The organism is uncultured Capnocytophaga sp. (assembly GCF_937936315.1).
Lineage (GTDB): Bacteria > Bacteroidota > Bacteroidia > Flavobacteriales > Flavobacteriaceae > Capnocytophaga.
In genome coordinates, this window is record NZ_CALGWU010000025.1 from 123921 (window position 1) to 147884 (window position 23964).

Sequence of the window (23964 nt, forward strand, 5' to 3'; positions counted from 1 at the left end):
TTTAATCAGAAAGTCCTAAATCTTCCATTGCCATTTCTTCATCATCTTGAGTCTCTTCAGCCTTTTTAGCTATAATTTTCTCAATACGGCGATCGTTGAGATTGTATTGAGCTAATAAATTGTCTAAATCGTCTAAAAAAGATTTGGTAATGGCTACTTTTAAATTGCCATTTTCCATATTGAGGTGGATATTCTCGGTTTGATGATGTACCACAAAATAAATAGGCTGGTTACCTTTGTGTTTTTGCAGTAAATCTCTGTAATCGGTAATGAATTTTGGGGTGATATCCTTAATATTTACGTGCAAAGTAAGTTTCTTAGCAAGACTTTCCATTACATCTTGTAACTGCATTACCTGCATAAACTGTATGCGAGGCTCTCCTCTTTGGTTGGTTTCTCTATTAAGGAATCCTTCTACTACTTTAAATTTGACATACAAAAACGCCCCAGGAATCATATATTTCTGATAGTTCAAATAATCATCTCCAAAGAGTTTAAACTCATAAGAGCCATCGTAATCCTCGAGGGTGAGAAAACCAAATCCTTTACCATTTTTGCTGGTACGGTGCTGCAAATCAGCTACCATACCTGCTACTGTGAGTTCGCGATTGATAAAAGAATTCAGGTCTTGCAATTGTGACAGACTGATATTGCAGAAATTGTGCAATTCGTGTTTGAAATCGTCTAATGGGTGACCTGAGATATAGATACCCACTACCTCCTTCTCACGGCGCAACTGCTCGAGGTTGCCCCAAGTTTCGCACTTAGGGACTGCAGGTTCAGGGACATCTACTTCACTCTCACCCCCGAAGAGACTCATCTGAGCAGAGTTCTTGCTCTCTTGATATTTGGTACCAAAACGAATGGCTTTTTCGAGGAATGGAATACCATCGGCTTCGGCGTGGAAATACTGAGCACGGTGCACATTGGTGAACGAATCAAAACCTCCTGCCAAGGCTATACTTTCAAAGGCTTTTTTGTTGATACTCTTATAATCTACACGTTTTGCCAAATCGAAAATAGAAGTATAAGGACGCTCTTGGCGTTGTTCTACAATCGTATCGACGGCTGCTTTTCCTACCCCTTTTACGGCCCCCATCCCGAAACGTATATCGCCGTTTTTATTTACGGTAAATTTGTATAACGATTCATTCACATCAGGAGGTAATACCTTGATTCCCATACGGTGGCACTCTTCTAAGAAGAAAGTAATCGTTTTGATATCATTCATATTGTTAGACAATACTGCTGCCATATACTCGGCAGGGTAATTGGCTTTGAGGTAGGCAGTTTGATACCCCACCCACGCATAACAGGTGGAGTGCGATTTGTTGAACGCATAAGCGGCAAACTTCTCCCAGTCTGCCCATATCTTTTCGAGTTTTTGAGCGTCGTGACCTTTTTCAGAGGCTTGGGTAATGAACTTAGGTTTCATCTTAGCTAGTACGGCTATTTGTTTCTTACCCATCGCCTTACGGAGTACGTCGGCTTCACCTTTGGTAAAACCTGCCAATTTCTGCGATAGCAACATCACCTGCTCTTGATAGACAGTAATCCCATAAGTTTCTTTGAGGTATTCCTCCATATCGGGGAGGTCGTACTCAATGGGCTCAATACCGTGTTTCCGCTTGATAAAACTAGGAATGTACTCCAATGGTCCTGGACGATAGAGGGCATTCATCGCTATCAGGTCGGCAAAGACGGTAGGTTTCAGCTCTCGCATATATTTCTGCATACCAGTGGACTCGTACTGGAAAATCCCGACCGTTTCACCGCGCTGGAAGAGTTCGTAAGTTTTTTTATCGTCGAGCGGAAAAGCCTCGGCATCTAGCTCTATATTATGCGTTTGTTTGATATTTTCAATAGTATCTTTGATAAGTGTGAGGGTACTGAGCCCCAAGAAGTCCATTTTCAGCAACCCTGCACTCTCTACTACCGAGTTATCGAACTGCGTCACAAATAAGTCGGAATCTTTGGCTAAAGCTACCGGCACAAAGTTGGTGATATCGTCGGGGGTAATAATCACCCCGCAAGCGTGGATACCCGTGTTGCGCACCGAACCTTCAATAATATTTGCCTGCTGAATGGTTTGGGTACTCTCCTCCTCCCCTTCTCCTGCTAAAAGGCGTTTCAGTTCATCTACTTTTGGCAGTTCTTCACTGCGTACTTTTTCTTTGAGGGTTTTATCGTCCCAACCGAACATCTTCCCTAAAGACGACACTCCATTAGGCACCAATCCTGCTAATCTATTTGACTCTTGTAGAGGTACATCCAGTACGCGAGCCGTATCTTTGATTGCCGATTTAGCAGCCATTTTACCATAGGTGATAATCCGTGCGACCTGACTCTCGCCATACTTATCAATCACATAGTTGATGACATCTTGGCGACCCGAGTCCTCGAAATCGATATCAATATCGGGCATAGACACACGGTCGGGGTTGAGGAAACGCTCAAAGAGGAGATCGTACTTAATAGGATCCATATTGGTAATATCCAAACAGAACGCTACTGCCGAGCCTGCAGCCGACCCACGACCAGGTCCTACTGATACACCCATCTTCCGCGCTGCGGCGATAAAGTCTTGTACAATAAGGAAATACCCTGGGTAACCCGTTTTTTCGATAATGGAAAGCTCGAAGTCCAAACGCTCGCGCACCTCATCGGTAATTTCGGAGTATTTGCGTTTAGCCCCTTCATAAGTGAGATGACGCAAATAGTTGTTTTCCCCTTTTTTGCCTATAGGGTCGTCTTCTACCTGAAATTCTTCGGGGATATCAAACTTAGGCAAGAGGATATCACGTGCCAAGCCATAGGGTTCTACCTTGTCGATAATTTCTTGAATATTGAGAATCGCCTCAGGAATATCCTTGAAGAGCGCTTTCATTTCGGCGGTAGTTTTGAAATAATACTCGTTGTTAGGCATTCCAAAACGATAGCCACGACCGCGCCCAATAGGTGTTTTTTGCTTTTCGCCATCTTTCACACACAACAGAATATCGTGCGCATTGGCATCTTTTTTATGGAGATAAAAGGTATTGTTGGTAGCAATGAGTTTCACCCCGTATTTTTTGGAAAACTCTACAAGGGTTTCGTTTACGCGGTTTTCATCTTCTTGGTTGTGGCGCATTACCTCCAAATAGAAGTCATCGCCAAACTGCTCTTTCCACCACAAGAGTGCTTCTTCGGCTTGCTTGGTACCGATATTCAGTATTTTAGAAGGAATTTCGCCATTCATACCCCCTGAGAGTACCATTAAGTCGCTTTTGTACTGCTCTACAATCGCCTTATCTATACGAGGCACATAGTAAAAGCCTTTGGTAGAAGCGATAGAAGCCATTTTGGTAAGATTGTGATAGCCTTGTTTGTTTTTAGCTAAAATCACCACTTGGTAGCCGTTGTCTTGTCGGGTTTTATCTAAGTGATTTTCGCAGATATTAAACTCACAACCTATAATAGGCTTGATGAGCGTTTCGGTAGGGGTTTCGCCCTTTTCTTGAGCCTCTTTGTTTTTAGCTTCCGCTTCTTTGTTATGCCCTTGTACGGCTTGCACAAAGTGGAAAGCAGCCATCATATTGCCACTATCGGTAAGTGCTACGGCAGGCATCTTCTCTTTAGCGGTGATTTTTACGAGGTCTTTTATAGAGGTAGTAGATTGTAATATAGAGTGTTGTGTATGGTTATGGAGGTGGGCAAACACCGCATTTTCTAACAATGAAGCATCGGCGTGAGGTTCGGTAGTTTGCGCAGTGCTACTGCTTTTTCGCAAGGCATCAGAAGCCTCTTTGAGGTTCACGTGCTTGAGTCCGATAAGCCCTATAGGTGAAGTGTGATGCCCTTGAAATTCTTTGATATAGTCGTTGCTAAAAGTACCTTCTTGAAAGCCTTCACCACGGCGTATGAGTTCAAAGAAACAACGGGTGGTTGCCTCTACGTCGGCAGTGGCATTATGTGCCTCGGCGAAAGGTACACCAAATAGGAAAGAGTGCAACTCGGTGAGGGTGGGCAACTTATAACGACCTCCTTTTCCACCAGCTATCTGGCAGAGGTTGGCAGTTGCCTCAGTACAAGTGTCGATTACAGGCATCTGCGTAAGCGGACTCTCCACCCCATAGCGGTAAAACTCAGCCCCCATAATATTGATATCGAAGCCGATGTTTTGTCCTACCACGTATTGCGCCTTGCTGAGTGCCTCGTTGAACGCTTTGAATACCTCGGCAATAGGTACCCCTTGTGCTTCTGTTAATTGGGTAGAGATACCGTGTACTTTTTCGGCATCATAAGGCACATCGAAACCATCGGGCTTTATCAAAAAGTCCTGATGTTCTATGAGTGCGCCCCACTGGTCGTGCAATTGCCAAGCAATTTGCACGGCGCGAGGCCAGTTGTCACTATCGGTAAGGGGGGCATCCCAACGGCGGGGTAAACCTGTGGTTTCAGTATCGAATATTAAATACATTTTCGTTTAGATAAGAGGTAAGAGATAAGAGTTTATTTTGTGAGGGCAAAGGTAGGGAATAATGGGGAATTAGCAAAAAACATCTGGTATAAATGGCTGCATATTACCAAACTTTTCTTTACCTTTGTCTATCTAAATCGTTTTTCTATGGCTCAAAAATATTATGTTTTCAGTGGTTTGGGTGCTGATGAAAGAGTTTTTAAAAACCTATCTTTCGGCGAATATTGTCCTTTTAGATATATCAAAAACGCACAGCGAGTGGTAGGTGGCGGACACTCAATGGTGCTCTCTTTAGGCAAAATATAAAAACTTTTCCCTATATTTGCACGATTTTATGAAAAAACGTCTTTTACATACCTTTCATTTTCTAAAACAAAAAGTCCGCAAGCACCCTATCAAAACCGTAATATTGGTATGCTGCCTCGTGTGGTATGCTTTCTGCCTGCCTCGTCAGCTCTTCCCACAACCTTATGCCACAGTGTTAGAAAGCAGTGAGGGCAAATTACTTGGAGCTAAGATTGCTGATGACGGACAATGGCGTTTCCCTGAAGTAGACAGTGTGCCCTACCGCTTTAAAATGTCGGTTTTACAGTTTGAAGATGCTCATTTTTATCGGCATTGGGGGGTAAATCCCATATCGGTAGCCAAGGCTCTCTATCGCAATGTGAGCAGTGGTAAAGTACAGCGCGGGGGCAGTACGCTCACCCAGCAGGTGATACGCATCGCTCGTGAGCACCAACAGCGCACTTATTTCGAGAAACTTATTGAAATGATATGGGCTACCCGATTGGAGTTCCGCTATTCTAAGGAGAGCATCCTCAAACTCTACGCCTCTCACGCTCCCTTTGGTGGCAACGTTGTGGGACTCGATATGGCAGCCTGGCGTTACTTTGGGGTTACTCCTTACCAACTCTCGTGGGCACAATCGGCTACATTAGCAGTCTTGCCTAATGCTCCCAGTCTTATCTTCCCTGGTAAGAACCAAGAACGCCTCTTGCAAAAACGCAATGCGTTACTACACAAACTCTTACTCAAAAATATCATCGATAAAGAAACTTATGATTTGGCACTTCTCGAACCTCTTCCTGCTGAACCTCACCCTATTCCTCAACTCGCACCTCACCTACTTACTTTTGCTTCTAAAACACAAGAAGGGCAACGAATAACCTCTACAATATCGATAGAGTTGCAAGAGAAGGCTAACAGACTTATAGCAGGCTATTACTCTCACTACTCACAGTCCGAAATCTACAATATGGCAGCCTTGGTGGTAGAGGTGAAAACGCGTAAAGTGCTCGCCTACGTAGGCAATACCCCTACCGATACCGACCATCAAAAAGATGTGGATATCGTGCACGCTCCTCGCAGTACAGGCAGTGTGCTCAAACCTTTTCTCTATGCAGCGATGTTGCACGAGGGAGAACTCTTGCCTACCCAATTAATCCCTGATATCCCTACTCAAATAGGGGGTTATTCACCTCAGAATTTTAGCAATAGTTTTGAAGGAGCTGTTGCTGCCGATATGGCTTTAGCTAAATCACTAAACATTCCGTTTGTATGGCTTTTAAAGCAATTTACTACTTATCGTTTCTACGATGTGTTACAACACTTGCAACTGAAAAACATCAACCGCCACCCCGACCATTATGGTCTTTCCATTATCCTCGGAGGTGCCGAGAGCAATCTGTGGGATTTGGCACAAGCATATACTAATTTAGCTTCGGAAACGGAAGTCTTTGCGCGCACTCAGCACTATCGTACTAAGGAATTTCAGCACTTGCGTTATACCGATACATCCCCCTTAGATTTCGGAAAAAACACTCGCGAACTACCTACACTCAGGGCGGGAGCGCTCTACAAGATGTTTAGTGCAATGAAGGAAGTGAACCGCCCTACCGATGATATAGCGTGGCGTTATTACGAGTCGGCGCGCAAGATAGCGTGGAAAACGGGTACCAGCTTTGGCAATAAAGATGCGTGGGCGATAGGTGCTACGCCTGAATATGTGGTGGCTGTGTGGGTAGGCAATGCCACAGGCGAAGGGCGTCCCACCCTTACAGGGGCTACCTATGCCGCTCCAGTAATGTTCAGTATCTTCAACGCTCTCCCTCCTACTTCGTGGTTTTCACCCCCTTTAGACGACCTGCGTGAGGTAACCGTCTGTGCCAATTCTGGTTTCCTTGCTAAACCCGAATGCCCTAAGCAAATAGTACTCAGCAACATCGCTCCTAAGGAAGTGGGGCAATGTCCTTATCATAAGCTCGTACACCTCGACCTTAATGAGCAGTACCAAGTAAACACCTCGTGTGAGTCTCCACAAAACATTGTAAACAAAGCGTGGTTCGTGTTACCTCCCGTAATGGAATGGTATTACAAACAGCAACACATTCACTACAAGCCACTTCCTCCTCTACGCCCCGATTGTGTGCAAGGCAATCTGCAAAGAGGCTTAGATTTTGTTTACCCCAAACACCAAAGTGTACTCTACACCACTAAAACTTTTGGGGGCGAGCAACAACCCTTTACAGCGAAAGCTGCCAATCGCGAAGGCAAGGTTTTTTGGTATTTAGACGATGCTTTTCTCGGCACTACCGAAACCTTTCACGAAATGAATATCTTTGCCTCCAAAGGCGACCATATCTTGCGCATCATCAACGAAAAAGGCGAAGAAAGGGCAATTAGTGTGATGTGCAGGTAGTCATAAAAACTTGCTAATTCTCTAATTATTTGTACTTTTGCAAATCGACAAATTAGCAAATTAAACTAATGATTACACAATTACAAGGAAAACTCGTAGAAAAGAACCCTACTCACGTAGTGATTGATTGCCACGGGGTGGGCTATTTCGTAAATATCAGCTTAAATACCTACTCAGCACTACCCGAAGGGGAAGCTATCAAGCTATACACCTATCTGCAAATCAAAGAAGATGCCCATACACTTTATGGCTTCCTCACCAAAGCCGAACGCGAAGTGTTTGTATTGCTACTCTCAGTATCGGGAGTGGGTGCTAGTACCGCCCGCACTATGCTCTCATCGCTCACTGCTGCTCACGTGCGCAGTGCAATTATCAATGGCGATGTGGCTACCATTCAAGCCGTAAAAGGCATAGGTGCTAAAACAGCGCAGCGCGTAGTACTTGACCTAAAAGATAAAATGCTCAAACTACAAGATTTTGAAGAGGTTTCTATCAATACTCTAAACACTAACAAAGAAGAAGCGCTTGCTGCCTTAGAGGTATTAGGTTTTGTACGCAAACAAGCTGAAAAAGTGGTCGATACCATTATCAAATCAAATAGCGAAGAGCTTTCGGTAGAAGAAATTATCAAGCAAGCTCTCAAACGTTTGTAAAAAATTTCGTCATTCGTAATTTGTCATTCGTAATTATTTTCGTATCTTTGCCCGCTAATTGATTGATAGAATGAAATATCTCTTATATATACTATTGGCTTTCACTGCTGTAAGTTGTGGTATCTACAACTTCACAGGGGGTAGTACGGGCGATGCTAAAACCTTTCAGGTCAACTTCTTCCGCAACGATGCACCTTTAGTAGAACCAGGGCTCGACCGCGATTTTACCATCGCTTTGCAAGATTTAATCAATAACCAAACCAACCTCAGCCTTACCGACCGCAATGGCGACCTTGTGTATGAAGGTGAAATTGTAGAGTTCAACATTACTCCTATGACCGCTACCGCAGGACAAACCGCTGCACAAAACCGTCTTACCATAAGCGTAAACGTACGCTTTACCAATCATACCGAAGAGAAAAAAGACTTTGAAAAACGCTTTTCTTTTTACTATGATTATCCCGCCGCAGCCCAGTTGAATTCAGTAAAAGGAGAGGCTATCCCTCAAATTTTCGAGCGTATCACCCAAGATATTTTCAACGCATCTCTCGCCGATTGGTAAATACGTAAATCGACAAATTAATACATTGACAGTAAAGGAATTCATAGAGATTATTAGGCACCCCTACACTATCAACAATGAACAAGTAACAGAACTTGATGAAATAGTGAAGGAATACCCCTATTTCCAAGCTGCAAGGGTGCTACAACTCAAAATATTACATTCCGAAGGAAATTACAAATACAACAAAGCTCTAAAATTAGCTGCCGTACACGTAACCGACCGAACTGTACTATTCGATTTCATCAACTCTAAAAGCATCATTCCTGATTTTTCAGCTCTCCGCCGCGATTTTGAGCGCATTCGCAAAGCTCGTGAACGCAAAGAAGCTGAAGATGCTGAAAACACACAGCCTAAAGTAAGTTATATCGACCACGAGCCGCATCCTTACCGACCCGATTTACCCAATAAATCAATTTTTGAAGAACCTATCTTCCCCGAAGATTTGGTAAATCACCAAGAGTTAGCTGATGTTTTCATAGCTAAAGAACCTGAGGGAAAACCTAAAACTGATGCCGATAACATCTCTCAATGGCTGGAAAATATCTCAGAAGAACACACCGAAGTAGCTTACAAAGATGACAAAGTAGCCGAGAAATTCAAACTTATTGATAAGTTTTTAGAGAATAATCCTAAAATCGAAGCGTCAAGAGACTACGTATCTAGCGTGAATTTAGCCGATGAAGTAAAGTCAGACCCTAAACAATTAATGACCGAAACATTGGCGCAAGTATATGTAAATCAGCGCAAATTCAAACAAGCTATTCAGGCTTATGAAATATTAATTTTGAAAAATCCAAAAAAAAGTGCTTACTTTGCAGCCCAAATAGAAAAAATTAAAAAACTACAGCAAAATAATTTATAAGAAAAATGACAACATTTAACATCTTTTTAGTGCTCATCGTGGTAGTATGTTTGCTACTCGCTTTGGTAATTATGGTTCAAAATCCTAAAGGAGGCGGACTCTCTTCTACTTTTGGAGGTAACACTCAAGTAGTAGGAGGCGTAAAGAAAACTGGCGACTTCCTTGAACGCAGTACTTGGACGTTTGCTACTGCTTTAGCTGTGCTTATCCTTATTGCCAACACCTTAATAGCTAACAACAGTAATGGTGTAACTGGCGACTCTAAATTATTAGACGGTAGTACTCCCGCTGCTCCAATAAACCAACTCAATCAGCAAGCACCCGTTAACAACAACGCTACCCAACAAGTGCCTGCTACTCCTGCCACATCTTCTAATACAGGAAACTAAACTGACAAAAAGTCAGTTATTTCAGATTGGCACACTTTCTGAAATACCCTCTTCGATTTTTTATAAAAGGAATTAAATACTAAAACGAAAGGTTGAAAATAGAACTTTGACAAAGTTTTTAGGACTTTGTCAAAGTTTTCTAACACCTAACTTCTTATCCCTAACTTTCTAAGTAAACAAATAATTAAAAACTAAACAATAATGGCAAAATTGAATATCAAACCTTTAGCTGATAGAGTAGTGATTGAGCCTGCAGTGGCTGAAACTACTACTGCATCAGGTATTATCATTCCTGATACTGCAAAAGAAAAACCTCAAAAAGGTACCGTTGTAGCCGTAGGTGCAGGTACTAAAGACAACCCTGTTACCCTAAAAGTAGGTGATACTGTACTCTATGGCAAATATGCTGGTACTGAACTCAAATTAGAAGGTAAAGACTACCTCATTATGCGTGAAAACGACGTGTTAGCAGTTATCTAATCTAAACATTAAAAATTAAAAAAAATGGCAAAAGACATTAAATTTGATATAGACGCTCGCGAAGGTCTTAAACGTGGCGTTGATGCATTAGCTAATGCAGTAAAAGTAACCTTAGGTCCTAAAGGACGTAATGTAATTATTAGCAAATCATTCGGTTCTCCTCAAGTAACTAAAGATGGGGTGAGCGTTGCTAAAGAAATTGAATTAGAAGACGCTCTCGAAAATATGGGCGCTCAAATGGTAAAAGAAGTAGCTTCTAAAACTAACGACCTCGCTGGTGATGGTACTACTACTGCTACCGTTTTGGCTCAAGCTATCGTAAAAGAAGGGCTCAAAAACGTAGCTTCTGGTGCTAACCCAATGGATTTGAAACGCGGTATCGACAAAGCTGTTGTAAAAATCGTAGAACACTTGGCTAAACAAGCTAAAGAAGTAGGTTCTTCTTCTGAAAAAATCAGACAAGTAGCTTCTATCTCAGCTAACAACGATGATACTATCGGTGAACTTATCGCTCAAGCATTCGAGAAAGTTGGTAAAGAAGGTGTTATCACCGTAGAAGAAGCCAAAGGTACTGATACTTACGTAGATGTAGTAGAAGGTATGCAATTTGACCGCGGTTACCTTTCTCCTTACTTCGTTACCGATTCAGAAAAAATGGTAGCTGAACTCGATCGTCCTTACATCTTGTTGTACGACAAGAAAATCTCTACTATGAAGGATTTGCTCCCAGTATTAGAGCCTGTAGCTCAATCTGGTAAACCACTTTTGATTATTGCTGAAGATATCGATGGGGAAGCCTTAGCTACCTTAGTAGTAAACAAATTGCGTGGTACCCTTCGCATCGCTGCTGTAAAAGCACCTGGTTTTGGTGACCGTCGTAAAGCAATGCTCGAAGATATCGCTATCCTTACGGGTGGTACTGTAATTGCTGAAGAAAGAGGCTTTACTCTTGAAAACGCTACTGTAGATATGCTCGGTACTGCCGAAAGAGTAAGCATCGACAAAGATAACACTACTATCGTAAATGGTGCAGGTAAATCTGAAGACATCAAAGCACGCGCAGCCCAAATCAAAGCTCAAATCGAAAATACAACTTCCGATTACGATCGCGAAAAACTACAAGAACGTTTGGCTAAACTTTCTGGCGGAGTAGCTGTATTATATATAGGAGCTGCTTCTGAAGTGGAAATGAAAGAGAAAAAAGACCGCGTAGACGATGCGCTTCACGCTACTCGTGCCGCTGTTGAAGAAGGTATCGTAGCTGGTGGTGGTATTGCTCTTCTCCGTGCTAAAAACGCTTTAGCAAAACTCAAACCTGCAAATGCCGACGAAGAAACAGGTATTAAAATTATCCTCAAAGCATTAGAAGCTCCTTTGCGCACTATCGTAGAAAACGCTGGTGTTGAAGGTTCTGTAATCGTAGCTCGTGTATTGGAGGCTTCAAGAGATGCTTACGGATACAATGCAAAAACAGGTACTTATACCGATATGTTTAAAGCTGGTATCATCGACCCTAAAAAGGTAACTCGTGTTGCCCTTGAGAACGCTGCTTCAGTAGCTGGTATGATCCTCACTACCGAATGCGCTTTGGTTGATATCAAAGACGATAAAGCAATGGCTATGCCTCCAATGGGCGGTGGAATGCCAGGAATGATGTAATTGTAAATTCATAGCATTATTATCATATTTTTAAAACGGAAATCGGGGAGAGCTTCGCAAGAAACTCTCCCCGATTTTATAATTCATATCAAATAATTAAATACTTTGATAAGCTCTGTGTCCAAATCTCACTCCAAAGAAGAAGTTAAATTCTTTAGATGATTTTGTAAGATTACCTAATATAGTGTTAGAACCTACAACAAAAGGACCTAAACGCAAGGCAAGACCTATATTTGTTTTAGAAATTTGGTTGTATGAAATAGGTAAATAAGCTCCTAAAAACTCTGATTCTACTCGTGGTGTAAGTGAAATCTCATTAGCATAAGCCGCTGTATAAGCATTGCTCTTATTAGTAAGGTTAAAACGAGTCGCTAAATTCACAAAGAAAGGTCGTGCTACGCGATAATCTACACTCAAGTTCAAAGTAGTAGGCAAAGATACTTTTATCTTTTCGGTAGTAGCTCTACTATCAACAAAAGTGTTTTTTAGTTTTTCTTCTGATAAATCATCCATAGTAATGCTAGCAACACCAGATGCAGGCATGCGATAACGTTGAGAGTCTTTAGTAGGCGTATATTGTAATCTACCTATATCCATTATAGAAACTCCTACTCTCAAATCGTGAGAATTATTATAACAATGAGGACAGCCATCTTTATTATATTCATATACAGCTCCTATATCAAAACCTACAGTAGAAGCATTTGATTTGAAGTATAAATCATTTGCGTTAAGGTTATCAAAACTCACCAAAGAAGTACCTCCATTGAGTATTTCCAACACTCCATTTGGAGCCTGAGCTATATTGAGCACTGTCGAGTTATTTTCTGTTGTAAGTGAAGCTGTAGCATTTTCAAAGTTTCTAAAACCCGCATACACATTCCCTGAACCTTGTATCACTTTTAAACTAGCACCTCCTTTAATAGCATTATGACCATCAAAATAGAGCACTCCTGCCCAAGAAAAACCTATCTCCGAAAAGATATGTGCTGCCACATCTTGGTCGTTCAAAGTCAAGTTATAAGGCTGAGTCAAATCTAAATCTTTTCCATCAGCAAATATTGATTGTAAGAGTTTAGCATCAAAATTTCTCACGTTACCCAAAGCGCGCACACGAGAAAAAATACCCACTGTGTGTTGGTTATTAATTTTCATATAGAGTGATGGACCCAAAACATCTATATTTAATTTAGCATTAATGCGATGATTAAGTAGAGGGTTATTAGCATCACTACGAGTATAATCATTAAAACTGTTCATTAGACCAGTATCCATTTTGATAGCATTATTTGCCAAATCAAAATTTACCAAAAACAAGTTCGCATCCCAAGAGCGCTTGCTGCTAATCATATAAGCGGGATTCGCAGTAGTTTGTATCACCCCCGAGTAATAACTCTCTCTAAGCCCCGCAAACGATTGCTGAGCTTCCATTGCCATTGTCGTTAAAAACAAAGCTGATAAAATTACTTTTTTCATTGTGTAAAAAACATTATAAATTTGCGTGCAAATGTACAACTTTTTATCAAATATCAAATAAAAATGGTAATTCATTTTGTACTCTTTCTGCTTTTACTTACTTTTGCCGTCATAAACGTATTAATTATAAAAAGATGAATACACTTAAAACACTATCAACTGTAGCTTTTTCTATACTTGCTTTTGGAGTAGCTACTGCTCAAGAAGAAGATGGTCTTGTGCCTGCGAGTGCTCTACCCGCTAATGCGCAAACTTTTGTAAATCAGTATTTTTCTGCTAACAATATCGTTTCAGTATGGCAAGATACTGAAAAAGGCAGAGTGGAAGATTACACCGTTCTCTTTGCCGATGGTACTGAAGTAGAATTTCTCACAGATGGCAACTGGAAAGAAGTAAAAGCGCGCAACGGACAAGTATCGCCTAAAATCGTTCCTGCTAAAATAGCTAAGTACGTACAAAAAAAGTTCCCTAAAGCGATGATTAAAGAAATCAAAAAAGGGCGCGCTAAATACGAAGTAGACCTTACTAATGGCGTAGAGCTCATCTTCAACTTAAATGGCAAATTCTTAAAAATAGACGACTAATATGAAACGTTTTTTATTACTCATCGCTGCTACACTTACCTTCAGCGCAGCCTCAGCTCAAGACTCTAAAGTAACTTTCAACGACCTTCCTGCCGATGCTATCAACTTTGTGCGTCAGCATTTCTTGGTAGATCATATTGCTTCGGTTTGGAAAGACACCGATTACAACGACGAAGAGTACACCGTTATCTTCCGCGACGGACTTGAAATAGAATTCAATGGCAATGGCGATTGGAAAGAGCTCAAAGCTCGTCACGGCAAAGTGCCTGATCACGTAGTTCCCGAAAAAATATTAGCTCACGTAAGCGCTACTTTCCCTTTTGAATCTATCAAAGAAGTATCACGCAATCTCACCAAAAAGAGATACGAAGCTGAACTTACTGACGATCAAGAACTCAAATTCGACGAAAACTTCAATTTTATTGGGGTAAAATAATCTCCCATCAATTGTTAATTGAATGTACGACCTAATCATTATCGGTGGAGGAGCTGCAGGCTTCTTCACCGCTATTAATACCTCCGAGAACCGTCCTGATTTTAAAATCGCTATCCTCGAAAAGAGCAAAAAAGTACTTCACAAAGTGCAAATTTCGGGTGGGGGACGTTGTAATCTCACTAATGCTACTTTCACCCCTCAAGAACTCGTAAAGAACTATCCACGAGGCAGTAAGGAACTCCTCAGTCCGTTTCACCGCTTTATGTGTGGCGATACAATGGAATGGTTTGAAGCGCACGGCGTCTCTCTCAAAACAGAACCCGATGGTCGTGTATTTCCCGCTTCTAATTCTTCAGAAAGCGTTGTAAATTGCTTCCTCAACGAAATCAAAAAACACCACATTGAGCTCTTCACCCAGCAAAATGTGCAAGCCCTCTCCCCTACTCCCGAAGGTTGGGAAATCACTACACCTAACTCAACCTATAAGGCTCATAATGTAGTAATTGCTACCGGAAGTAACCCTAAAATATGGCAGCTATTAGCTAATTTAGGACATACTATTATTTCTCCTGTCCCTTCACTTTTCACTTTCAACACTTCTACCCAATGGGCAAAAGAGCTATCGGGTATTGCGGTAAATGCCTCTGTACGCTTACTCAGTCAAGATGGAAAATCGCTCAAAATTGCCGAAACTGCTCCTATGCTTTTCACTCACAATGGTTTTAGCGGTCCTGCGGTGTTGCGCGCCTCGGCTTGGGGGGCTCGCGTGTTAGCCGAATATAACTACCGATGCCTAATGGAAGTGAACTTCACCGCTCACAACAGCGAAGCACTTACTTATGATGAAACGCTTCTCCTCTTGCAAGATTGCAAACAACACAACGGACGCAAAACTATGCAAAACCTCGCGCTTTTTGACCTCCCTAAACGCTTGTGGAATGCCCTTTTAGATAGCGCCGGAATTGCCCCTGCGCAGTCGTGGGCAGAACTCAATAAATCGCAATTGCGCCACCTTGCCGAAATCCTTACCCAATGCCGTTTTCCTATAGAAGGCAAAGCTACTTTCAAAGATGAATTTGTAACTGCTGGAGGTGTAAAACTCTCCGAAATCAACTTCAAAACCTACGAGAGCAAGCTGCACCCTCACCTTTATTTGGCTGGTGAAGTACTTGATATCGATGCTATTACTGGAGGATTCAACTTTCAAAACGCTTGGACGGGAGGCTATATTATTGCTGAAAACTTTCTAAAAACACTTTAACTTCCAAAAAGTAAAATTAACTTATAATCTATTCTCAACACAAAAAAATAATCTTTAATTCTTGCTTTAATTCAAAAAAATATCCTTAACTTTGCCATCGTAATTAATTTATAATAAAATTGCAAGCTATGGGACTCAAATTTTTAGATGATATAAAAGCTGGCATTCGCAGTGCCTCCTTAAAAAAAGATATCATTTGCTACTATATCAACAATGGCGATAATACCCTTGCCGACCTTGGTAAAGAATTAGACCTGAGTGTACCTACTGTTACCAAAATGGTAGGTGAACTTATCGAAGATGGCATTGTAATGGATTTTGGAAAAATAGAAACCCCAGGTGGTCGCCGCCCTAATATCTATGGGCTTAACCAAAATTCTGGCTACTTCATTGGCGTAGATATCTGCCATTCTCACGTGAACATAGGCTTCACCGACTTTAAAGGTGAACTTATCAGCGAAGAACTTTCTGTTCCCTTTATTGAATCTCAACCTCAAGATCGATTCCAAAGACTTTGCGAAATTATCACTCAATTTATACATAAATCAAAAGTACCCAAACACAAAATCCTCAGTATGGGTATCAATATTTCCGGACGTGTAAATACCCTTACTGGACATAGCTATAGCAGTTTTTATTTTGATGAACGCCCTCTTACCGAAATGTTCGAAAACGAACTGAACATCAATGTTTCTATTGATAATGATTCCCGTGCAATGACCTATGGTGAATACATCAAAGGATGCGTGAATGGTGAGAAAAACGTATTGTACGTGAATGTAAGTTGGGGCTTAGGTCTCGGCATTATCGTAGGCGGACAATTGTACTATGGCAAATCAGGATTTTCAGGAGAATTTGGTCATATTCCTGCCTTTGGCAACGAAATACTCTGCCTTTGTGGCAAAAAAGGTTGCCTCGAAACAGAGGCTTCTGGCTTAGCCTTACACCGCAAATTCTTGGAAAAACTACACAGCGGACACTCCTCTCTGCTCACCCAAAAAAGTGGATACAACCCCAATGATCCTATTAGCTTGAACGACATCATAGAGGTTGCCTTACAAGAAGATATGCTCGCCATTGAACTCATCGAGGAAATAGGCAATTCTTTAGGTAAACACATTGCAGGGCTCATCAATCTTTTCAACCCCGAATTGGTTGTTATTGGAGGAACTCTTGCCTATGCAGGTGACTACCTAATGCTCCCCTTGCGAAGTGCTATTAGAAAATATTCATTGAACTTAGTAAGTCAAGATTCTACTATCAAAATATCTAAATTAGGCGAAAAAGCAGGTCTTTTAGGGGCTAGCCTCCTCGCCCGCAGTAAATTCATCGGATTGATATGAAAGACGAACGATTAGTAGCTTTCGAGCGACTCCTCAACATAATGGACGACCTGCGCGCCAAATGTCCGTGGGACAAAAAGCAAACTATGGAAAGCTTGCGCCATCTCACCATTGAAGAAACGTACGAATTAGGCGATGCTATCCTCATCGGTAACCTCCAAGAGGTGAAAAAAGAATTAGGCGACCTGCTCTTACACATCGTTTTTTATGCCAAAATAGGCAGTGAAACCAACAGCTTTAACATCACCGATGTAGCTAATGGCGTATGCGAAAAACTTATTGAACGACACCCCCACATCTATGGAGATGTACAGGTAAACAACGAGGAAGATGTAAAGCGCAATTGGGAAAAAATAAAACTTAAAGAAGGCAACAAAAGCGTTTTGGGTGGCGTACCTAAAAGTCTGCCCGCCTTAGTGAAAGCTACTCGCATACAAGATAAAGCTGCTGGTGTAGGTTTTGATTGGGACAATATCGACGATGTTTTTGCAAAAATAAAAGAAGAAATAGATGAGCTACACGCCGAAGTAAAAGCTCAAAAGCAAAGCAATATAGAAAGTGAGTTTGGCGATGTGTTGTTTAGTCTCATCAACTACGCTCGTTTTTTAAAGGTAAACCCCGAAGATGCCTTAGAGCGCACTAATCGCAAATTCATCGCTCGCTTTCAGTACTTAGAAGAAAAAGCTACGGCACAAGGCAAATCACTCAAAGATATGACCTTGCAAGAAATGGAGACCTATTGGCAAGAAGCTAAAAACCTATAAAACAACAAAACTATGACCACAGATTTAGACATCTTAATCAAGACTTTGGTCATATAGAAACATATAGATGCATATATTAATATAAAAAAACACCTAAAAAAAACAATGGCAATACAAAAACCAAGTATACCAAAAGGTACTCGCGACTTTTCACCTACTGAAGTAGCTAAACGCAACTTCATTATCAACACTATCAAAAATGCATTCAATACCTTTGGTTTTCAACCTATAGAAACTCCAAGTTTTGAAAACTACAATACCCTAATGGGTAAATACGGCGAAGAAGGCGACCGCCTCATCTTCAAGATACTCAATTCAGGCGACTTTACACAAGGAATAACCCAAGAAGATTGGGAGGCTAAAAACCCTCAAAAACTCACCCCTCAACTCTCTGAAAAAGCCCTTCGCTACGATCTTACGGTTCCTTTTGCTCGCTATGTAGTGCAACACCAAAGCGAACTAACCTTCCCTTTCAAACGCTATCAAATACAACCTGTATGGCGTGCTGACCGTCCACAAAAAGGACGTTTTAGAGAGTTCTATCAATGTGATGCCGATGTAGTAGGCAGTACTAGCTTGTGGCAGGAAGTGGAGTTTGTACAACTCTATGACAGTGTGTTTACAACCCTCAGTCTCAAAGGGGTAACTATTAAAATAAACAACCGAAAAATCCTCAGTGGCTTTGCCGAAATGATAGGCGAAAGCGATAAACTCATCGACTTTACGGTAGCGCTTGACAAATTAGATAAAATAGGTGAAGAGGGTGTAATCAAAGAAATGAAAGAAAGAGGCATCAGTGAGGAGGCAATTGCTAAATTGCAACCTATCTTCGCACTCAAAGGTTCTTTTGCTGAAAAACTTTCTGCCCTAAAAGAAATTCTCAAAAACTCGGAAACAGGATTGAAAGGTGTGGAGGAATTAGAATTTATAGCCCAACAAATCAATCAGCTTGGTTTGCAAACAGCTATCTTAGACCTCGATGTTACCCTCGCTCGCGGACTCAATTACTACACCGGAGCTATCTTTGAGATCGCTGCTCCTGCAGGCGTACAAATGGGCTCTATAGGAGGCGGTGGACGCTATGACGACCTTACTAGTATCTTCGGTCTTAAAGGTATCAGTGGCATAGGTATTTCTTTTGGGTTAGACCGCATTGGCTTAGTAATGGAAGAACTAAACCTTTTCCCTGAATCGCTTAGCGACACAGTAGAAGTACTTTGTATCAATTTTGGCAATGCTGAAGCCCTACAAAGTATGAAAGTGCTCAAAGCATTGCGCCAACTTGGCAAACGAGCTGAACTCTACCCTGATGCTGCTAAAATTAAAAAACAAATGGATTATGCCAACAAGCGCAATATCCCTTATGTAGTGATTATAGGCGAAAGTGAACTCGCTAAAGGTACTTTTGTACTAAAAAATATGTTAGAGGGCACTCAAAAAGAATGTAGTCTCAATGAAGTAAGCAATGCTTTATTTCAGTAGTAGTACGACAAACAATTAGAAATTTTTATAGACTTTGTCAAAGTGCGAGCCGCAAAGGCAATTAAGGACTTTGACAAAGTTTTTTCGTGTGAGTCGCACAAGAAAACTCTATTCGTTTTTCATTGCGTTGATAGCACATTTTAAAGCCAATACGCTTCCTAAATGTACCCCTTCGTGTGAGATATTGAAGTAAATCGCTTCTTCAATGGTATTGAGTTCATACTCTATACCTGTTACATAATGATTATATTGCTTAAAAATTCCTTTTTGGTAATCCGTTTCGAGTAAATCGACTGTGCGGATGAGGAGTTGCTGTAGTTCTTCTATCTCGGCAGCAGTAGGGATATGCCCATCGGGGATGGAACCTTTGCGATAACGCTCTATAAATTCGGGGGTGAGATAAGTAGGCAGATCGCTATTAGCATAACAATAATTTTGCTGGGTAACTACGCAGTGAGCGAGATTCCACAAGATATTATTTTTAAAGCCCGCAGGAATGATTGCCAATTCTTCGGGAGTGAAACTATTGAGCAATTTGAGTTGTCGCTCACGCAATTTTCGGTATAAGGTAAATACTTCTTTCATATATTTAAAAATCAAAATCAAAGTCGTTGAGTTCGTCTAATTTGGTACTTTCTTCTTCCGTAAGTACTTCTTGCAAAAGTTCAGCAGTAGCTTCTTTGCCAGTACCCCAAAGGTCTCCTAAAAGTTCGGCTATACTATTCTTTTGGTTAGGCTCAAAATCGGCAAAAGCACGGCGCAAGAACACTACTGAGCGCATAAACTGTTCTTCGTCTAATTGGCGCACATAATTATCTAATTCTTGCCATATAATTGTACGCGATAACAATGCGTATCTATTTCTTCCAGAAAATCCTTCAAACCACGAAGCTCCTAAATCGGCGGGAACACCTGCTGAAAGGCGGCGTGATACCTCGCGTGCACATTCTTCTTCAGTTGCTAAATTGTGTTCTAACAATATTGCAAAAGCTACCCCTGATAATTTAGTATTTACATCATCGCGCCACGCAAGGTGAGTGAGTTCTTTTTGCCACGTTTCGGTATCTACGAGTTCGTATTGCTGTTCAGAGATGAACTCCATTGTATTCATCGCATCTACAATTGGTTTTGAGGCTTTATCATCACAAGATGAGGCATCAATCAACAATAAAGAGGCACGCAAAAAGAGTTGTTGCAAGATAGGTTTCAGCGGTTCGAGGTTGAACTGGCGCAAATCGCCATACTGAATGAGCATTGAAAGCTCGTGAGCAGCAAAAGCAGTTTCGGCAAAATTATTACTATCTACCAAAAGGCTTTGCAAGGTGCTGAGTGCATTGCCAAAAATATGCGTAAGCTGACATTCGCAAGCCTGTCTGATGATTTTAGCTACTACAGAAAGGTCGGTTGCTTCGCTCAGTTGTTCTTTGAGTATAAAGGCAGCTGCAATTTCAAGCGTTTCACCTTTAAGGTTGGCTTCAACGATTTCTATTTCTACTTCAGGACTCCATTGCAAGACCCATTTTTCAGCCCACGAGGCTTTATCTTGCTGTACGCGTTGTTGAGTGGCAAAGTGAATGCCTAAGACTTCCAAACGGTGGAGGAAAGTAGAGCGATTCAGGTCTATGAAAGCAGCTTCTTTGGTTTTTACTTTGAGGTTTTCGCGGAGGTCAAGAGAGAGGTCTTGTGCTATTGCCGATTTGTAGTTGGTGAGTTTCAAGCGTTTCAGCTCCTGATTCATATCCTCCTGCACGGGCGTTTGGCTCACCCCTTCGGGTAATGCTCCAATAGCTGTACCTATATCTACTTTGTTGATAGCTTCGGCTACCGAGGAGAGTCCGCCACCGCCAAAGCAAGTTACTACTGCATCGTGCAAATCTTCGAGCACGGGATAAGTACCGCCTTTCATAGCGGAGAGCACATTGGCAAGCCGGACAGCTTCAATCACACTGGCAGAAGAGGCATTTTGCCCTTGGTCTCGAAGTATTTTGGCTATTTTGGTGAGATAGGTAGCGGCAAGTTTATCCATTGTATTGGTTTGCATTGCACGCCACATCAGTTCGAAGTAGTAAGGCGCCATATTGCCCGCTCCGTAGCCCGTACGACTGCTGAGGCGCAAATACGAATAAGGCATTAGGGTGAGCTGAGCTGTAGCTTTGGGGAGCTTTTTAAGCTCGTCGTCGGTCATTGCAGGTAGGCTATTTTGTATGCCCAACAAATGGTAAGCACCTACAATCACTACTATTTCCTCGAGTTTGAACTCGCTGCAAGCTTTGGCGATTTCGCGTTTCATATACGCCTCACGAATGAGGTTGTACGAGAAATCAAAAGGCGCTTCTTTATATTCCTTATCTATGACCATTTGGCGCATTTCACCCGATTGTAAGGCAAGTGTAGGCGCAAAAGTATCGGTGTTGAGATTGTGTTCGTAATGGCGTTCCCAATAGTTTTCGTAATCGGTTTCATCGACTTGCTCAGCAAGTTGTTTGTAGAGAGCATTGTGGTACTTGTAGAACTCACGTGCTTTTTCACCTTCTTCATCAGAGGGTTGTTCCTGACGAAGTTTGAGCATATTTTCGGTAGGCAAATCTATAAACCTAAGCGTTGCTTTTTTCTTTACTCCCCAGCATATTGCTTGATATTCGGGAGAATAGGACGCAAACGGATAGAGCACTGTTTCTATAGGTAGCTCGGTGGTATAGCCCAACATCGCAATGGGAGGTTTTACCCCTTTCTGAGCGATTTGAGACATCAGAGGAGTAGCATCGGCAGGTCCTTCTATAAGAATGCATTTAGGTTTGTGCTTTTCTAAGAAGTCTAAGAGGTGATAGGCAGCCGAGGGTGACAAGTGTCGTACACCGAAAAAGTGAAGGTTATTCATAATAAGTGAAGGTGCGTTCTATAATCTGACGAGGCTCGCCATTGATGAAAGTCGTTTTGGAAATCCAGTTACCTTGAGCATCATATTTATACTCATAAGTCGCTACATTTTTCTGTTTTTTAGGCAGTTTAGTTTCTGCTTGCAGTTTTACACAATCCCCTTTGGCGTTGTATTTTTTAGTAGTGGTATTCAATAATTTATTATCTTTATCGTAAGTGCGCGTGTTCACCGCCAAGTGCTGCTTGTTGAATTTACTCTCTACCTTTTGCAACAAGTTACCTTCGTGGTCGTAATAGCGTATTTCCACAGGGTCACCTTGTTTATTATAAGTATAAGTCACTGCCGATTCTAACTGATTAGCGCGATAAGTTTCTTCTTTGAGAACTTTCCCATTAGCATCTACCTGATAGGCATAATGCGTTTTGAGGAAGCCCCCAGGTGAATAGGTTGCATCTTTGATGAGGTAACCTGCAGGATTATAAGCATAAAGGGTTTTATCGGAATTATAGCGAGTTTCAAACAACTGCCCTTGCGAGTTGTAATAATATTCCATACGGCTATACAAGTCGCCATTTTTGTAGAAGAAACGGGTTTGACTGAGATAACCTTTAGCATTAAAATCTTTTTGAAGATTATCAAGGTTAGCAATCTTGTTTACAGTATCTAAATCGAAGTCAACAGCTCCTTTCACTACGCTCTTTCCTTGAATAACTGCCTCATAGGGAATAGCGCGCTGAGTTTTTACCTTTCCTTTAAGTCCTAAAAGTTCCCAATCAGTAGGGGTTTGTTGTTGTGCTGTGAGTGTAGCAGTAGTTACTAATAGCATAGAAGTTATTAGATATTTCATTCGTTTTTAGTTTTTAGTTGTGCAAAGGTACAAATTAATTTATATTACACAAAAAAATTGGTCATTGGAAAGATATGAAAGGTCAGGGAGCTAGATTAATAACTGTGTCTCAATACTACTTTGGCACGGTTGTTGTGAATAGTTTATTCGTAAAACAAACTTATTTAATTTTTTATACTATGAAAAAGTTTTTAACATTTGTATTTTTAGCATTTTTTGGTGTAATGGCTTATGCCCAAGACGCTGAAATTTCTTTCAAATCTGAAGAAATTGACTATGGTAACATCAAACAAGGTGCTGATGGCGTACGTGTGTTCGAATTTACTAACACTGGTAAAGCACCGCTCGTAATTACTAACGTAGCTTCATCTTGCGGTTGTACAGTTCCTTCTTGGACAAATCAACCTGTAGCACCAGGAGCTAAAGGAAAAATTGAAGTAAAATACGATACTAATCGTGTTGGTCCTATCAGCAAAACTATTACTGTTACTTCCAATGCTAAGTCAAGCCCTGTAAAAGGTTTGCGTATCAGAGGGAATGTTCAATAATCCATAACTATTTATATTTTAATTACTCCCTAAGTCGCCTACGACTCCTCATTAGTAGGCGACTTTTTTTATGTTAAACTTTTGTAAAAAAAAACATTTGTAAATATTTTTTATTTACTTTTGCCCCCAGAAAACTAAATAACTAGACACATATGAAATTAAAAAACATCGCATTATTCGCTGGGTTACTTATAGCTCAGGTATCTTTAGCTCAAGTAGACGAAACAGGAACTGTAACAGGCACTACCTCTACTACTACAATAGTAACTCCTGTGTTAGATAATATTTCTTCAGAAGCTGAACTCAAAGCACAAAAAGAACAACTAAAAGCAGAACAAAAATTGCAAAAAGAGCAAGAAAAAGCTATAAAAGCTGAAGAAAAAGCTGCTAAAGAAAAAGCCAAAGCTGAAGAAAAGGCTAGAAAAGAAGCTGAAAAAGCTAAAAAAGCTCAAGAAAAAGCCGCTAAAGAAAAAGCTAAAGCTGAAGAAAAAGCTAGAAAAGAAGCTGAAAAAGCTAGAAAAGCTGAAGAAAAAGCCGCTAAAGAAAAAGCTAAAGCTGAAGAAAAAGCTAGAAAAGAAGC

At 41.2% G+C, this 23964-nt stretch carries 20 protein-coding genes and 1 pseudogene; 16 read left to right on the forward strand and 5 right to left on the reverse strand.

Translation table 11 applies throughout. The features are described 5' to 3' along the window. Position 1: 1 nt before the first annotated feature. Positions 2-4459 (reverse strand): DNA polymerase III subunit alpha, encoded by a 4458-nt coding sequence (dnaE, locus tag Q0162_RS05065; RefSeq protein ID WP_297890015.1) that lies wholly within the window; start codon positions 4457-4459, stop codon positions 2-4. Between the two features lie 147 nt (positions 4460-4606). On the opposite strand from dnaE, the gene Q0162_RS05070 reads away from it, so the two are divergent. The 8 genes from Q0162_RS05070 (at position 4607) to groL (ending at position 11765) form a co-directional block, all read left to right on the forward strand. After that, entirely contained in the window at positions 4607-4765 is a 159-nt protein-coding gene (locus Q0162_RS05070) for a hypothetical protein (RefSeq protein ID WP_297890017.1), read from the forward strand. A 28-nt stretch (positions 4766-4793) separates the two neighbouring features. Further along, positions 4794-7157, forward strand: a complete 2364-nt coding sequence (pbpC, locus tag Q0162_RS05075) for a penicillin-binding protein 1C (RefSeq protein ID WP_297890019.1) — start codon at positions 4794-4796, stop codon at positions 7155-7157. A 68-nt stretch (positions 7158-7225) separates the two neighbouring features. Further along, entirely contained in the window at positions 7226-7810 is a 585-nt protein-coding gene (ruvA, locus tag Q0162_RS05080; RefSeq protein WP_297890021.1) for a Holliday junction branch migration protein RuvA, read from the forward strand. A gap of 70 nt (positions 7811-7880) precedes the next feature. After that, positions 7881-8372, forward strand: a complete 492-nt coding sequence (locus Q0162_RS05085; protein ID WP_297890023.1) for an LptE family protein — start codon at positions 7881-7883, stop codon at positions 8370-8372. 25 nt (positions 8373-8397) lie between these two features. Then, the gene (locus Q0162_RS05090; protein ID WP_297890024.1) at positions 8398-9237 is read left to right on the forward strand and encodes a hypothetical protein; all 840 of its coding nucleotides are present in this window, start codon (positions 8398-8400) and stop codon (positions 9235-9237) included. A 5-nt stretch (positions 9238-9242) separates the two neighbouring features. Further along, positions 9243-9626: a preprotein translocase subunit SecG gene (gene secG / locus Q0162_RS05095; RefSeq protein ID WP_095898001.1), complete on the forward strand. Its 384-nt coding sequence runs from the start codon at positions 9243-9245 to the stop codon at positions 9624-9626. Between the two features lie 201 nt (positions 9627-9827). Further along, a complete protein-coding gene (gene groES / locus Q0162_RS05100) occupies positions 9828-10106 on the forward strand; it encodes a co-chaperone GroES (protein WP_002673428.1) in 279 nt (92 codons plus the stop codon). Positions 10107-10130: 24 nt separating this feature from the next. Then, the gene (groL, locus tag Q0162_RS05105) at positions 10131-11765 is read left to right on the forward strand and encodes a chaperonin GroEL (protein ID WP_297890031.1); all 1635 of its coding nucleotides are present in this window, start codon (positions 10131-10133) and stop codon (positions 11763-11765) included. A gap of 96 nt (positions 11766-11861) precedes the next feature. Here groL and Q0162_RS05110 read toward each other — a convergent pair whose 3' ends face one another. After that, positions 11862-13241 carry a DUF5723 family protein gene (locus Q0162_RS05110; protein ID WP_297890033.1) on the reverse strand — a complete coding sequence of 460 codons (1380 nt, stop codon included), beginning with the start codon at positions 13239-13241 and terminating at the stop codon, positions 11862-11864. Between the two features lie 134 nt (positions 13242-13375). Between Q0162_RS05110 and Q0162_RS05115 the strand changes: the two genes are divergently transcribed. The 6 genes from Q0162_RS05115 (at position 13376) to hisS (ending at position 19111) form a co-directional block, all read left to right on the forward strand. Then, a complete protein-coding gene (locus Q0162_RS05115) occupies positions 13376-13825 on the forward strand; it encodes a PepSY-like domain-containing protein (RefSeq protein WP_297890035.1) in 450 nt (149 codons plus the stop codon). A gap of 1 nt (position 13826) precedes the next feature. After that, entirely contained in the window at positions 13827-14261 is a 435-nt protein-coding gene (locus tag Q0162_RS05120; RefSeq protein ID WP_297890037.1) for a PepSY-like domain-containing protein, read from the forward strand. Positions 14262-14283: 22 nt separating this feature from the next. After that, positions 14284-15522, forward strand: a complete 1239-nt coding sequence (locus tag Q0162_RS05125) for an NAD(P)/FAD-dependent oxidoreductase (RefSeq protein WP_297890038.1) — start codon at positions 14284-14286, stop codon at positions 15520-15522. A gap of 128 nt (positions 15523-15650) precedes the next feature. After that, complete coding sequence (locus Q0162_RS05130; protein ID WP_297890040.1) at positions 15651-16865, forward strand: ROK family transcriptional regulator; 1215 nt, start codon at positions 15651-15653, stop codon at positions 16863-16865. Then, a complete protein-coding gene (gene mazG, locus Q0162_RS05135) occupies positions 16862-17629 on the forward strand; it encodes a nucleoside triphosphate pyrophosphohydrolase (protein WP_297890042.1) in 768 nt (255 codons plus the stop codon). The genes Q0162_RS05130 and mazG overlap by 4 nt, the downstream gene beginning before the upstream one ends. Positions 17630-17734: 105 nt before the next feature. Next, the gene (hisS, locus tag Q0162_RS05140) at positions 17735-19111 is read left to right on the forward strand and encodes a histidine--tRNA ligase (protein WP_297890044.1); all 1377 of its coding nucleotides are present in this window, start codon (positions 17735-17737) and stop codon (positions 19109-19111) included. Between the two features lie 108 nt (positions 19112-19219). On the opposite strand, the gene Q0162_RS05145 is transcribed toward hisS, so the two are convergent. The 3 genes from Q0162_RS05145 to Q0162_RS05155 are packed head-to-tail and all read right to left on the reverse strand — an operon-like array spanning position 19220 to position 22836. Next, positions 19220-19696: a DinB family protein gene (locus Q0162_RS05145; protein WP_126370457.1), complete on the reverse strand. Its 477-nt coding sequence runs from the start codon at positions 19694-19696 to the stop codon at positions 19220-19222. 4 nt (positions 19697-19700) lie between these two features. Then, the gene (locus Q0162_RS05150; protein ID WP_297890047.1) at positions 19701-21989 is read right to left on the reverse strand and encodes a DUF5682 family protein; all 2289 of its coding nucleotides are present in this window, start codon (positions 21987-21989) and stop codon (positions 19701-19703) included. After that, positions 21982-22836, reverse strand: coding sequence for a hypothetical protein (locus Q0162_RS05155; protein ID WP_297890049.1), 855 nt, complete (start codon positions 22834-22836; stop codon positions 21982-21984). Before Q0162_RS05155 ends, Q0162_RS05150 begins: the two co-directional genes overlap by 8 nt. A gap of 179 nt (positions 22837-23015) precedes the next feature. On the opposite strand from Q0162_RS05155, the gene Q0162_RS05160 reads away from it, so the two are divergent. Together Q0162_RS05160 and Q0162_RS05165 are read left to right on the forward strand one after the other, a co-directional pair. Next, a complete protein-coding gene (locus tag Q0162_RS05160) occupies positions 23016-23384 on the forward strand; it encodes a DUF1573 domain-containing protein (protein ID WP_002673576.1) in 369 nt (122 codons plus the stop codon). Between the two features lie 152 nt (positions 23385-23536). Further along, positions 23537-23964 (forward strand): annotated as a pseudogene (locus tag Q0162_RS05165) (hypothetical protein); the annotation flags it as partial.

Coding starts and splice junctions, on each gene's coding strand:
- secG (WP_095898001.1), top strand. CDS start 9,243: ATGACAACATTTAACATCTTTTTAGTGCTCATCGTGGTAGTATGTTTG.
- Q0162_RS05150 (WP_297890047.1), bottom strand. CDS start 21,989: ATGAATAACCTTCACTTTTTCGGTGTACGACACTTGTCACCCTCGGCT.
- Q0162_RS05110 (WP_297890033.1), bottom strand. CDS start 13,241: ATGAAAAAAGTAATTTTATCAGCTTTGTTTTTAACGACAATGGCAATG.
- ruvA (WP_297890021.1), top strand. CDS start 7,226: ATGATTACACAATTACAAGGAAAACTCGTAGAAAAGAACCCTACTCAC.
- Q0162_RS05125 (WP_297890038.1), top strand. CDS start 14,284: ATGTACGACCTAATCATTATCGGTGGAGGAGCTGCAGGCTTCTTCACC.
- groES (WP_002673428.1), top strand. CDS start 9,828: ATGGCAAAATTGAATATCAAACCTTTAGCTGATAGAGTAGTGATTGAG.
- Q0162_RS05085 (WP_297890023.1), top strand. CDS start 7,881: ATGAAATATCTCTTATATATACTATTGGCTTTCACTGCTGTAAGTTGT.
- pbpC (WP_297890019.1), top strand. CDS start 4,794: ATGAAAAAACGTCTTTTACATACCTTTCATTTTCTAAAACAAAAAGTC.
- Q0162_RS05160 (WP_002673576.1), top strand. CDS start 23,016: ATGAAAAAGTTTTTAACATTTGTATTTTTAGCATTTTTTGGTGTAATG.
- Q0162_RS05155 (WP_297890049.1), bottom strand. CDS start 22,836: ATGAAATATCTAATAACTTCTATGCTATTAGTAACTACTGCTACACTC.
- hisS (WP_297890044.1), top strand. CDS start 17,735: ATGGCAATACAAAAACCAAGTATACCAAAAGGTACTCGCGACTTTTCA.
- Q0162_RS05145 (WP_126370457.1), bottom strand. CDS start 19,696: ATGAAAGAAGTATTTACCTTATACCGAAAATTGCGTGAGCGACAACTC.
- Q0162_RS05070 (WP_297890017.1), top strand. CDS start 4,607: ATGGCTCAAAAATATTATGTTTTCAGTGGTTTGGGTGCTGATGAAAGA.
- mazG (WP_297890042.1), top strand. CDS start 16,862: ATGAAAGACGAACGATTAGTAGCTTTCGAGCGACTCCTCAACATAATG.
- Q0162_RS05115 (WP_297890035.1), top strand. CDS start 13,376: ATGAATACACTTAAAACACTATCAACTGTAGCTTTTTCTATACTTGCT.
- Q0162_RS05130 (WP_297890040.1), top strand. CDS start 15,651: ATGGGACTCAAATTTTTAGATGATATAAAAGCTGGCATTCGCAGTGCC.
- dnaE (WP_297890015.1), bottom strand. CDS start 4,459: ATGTATTTAATATTCGATACTGAAACCACAGGTTTACCCCGCCGTTGG.
- Q0162_RS05120 (WP_297890037.1), top strand. CDS start 13,827: ATGAAACGTTTTTTATTACTCATCGCTGCTACACTTACCTTCAGCGCA.
- groL (WP_297890031.1), top strand. CDS start 10,131: ATGGCAAAAGACATTAAATTTGATATAGACGCTCGCGAAGGTCTTAAA.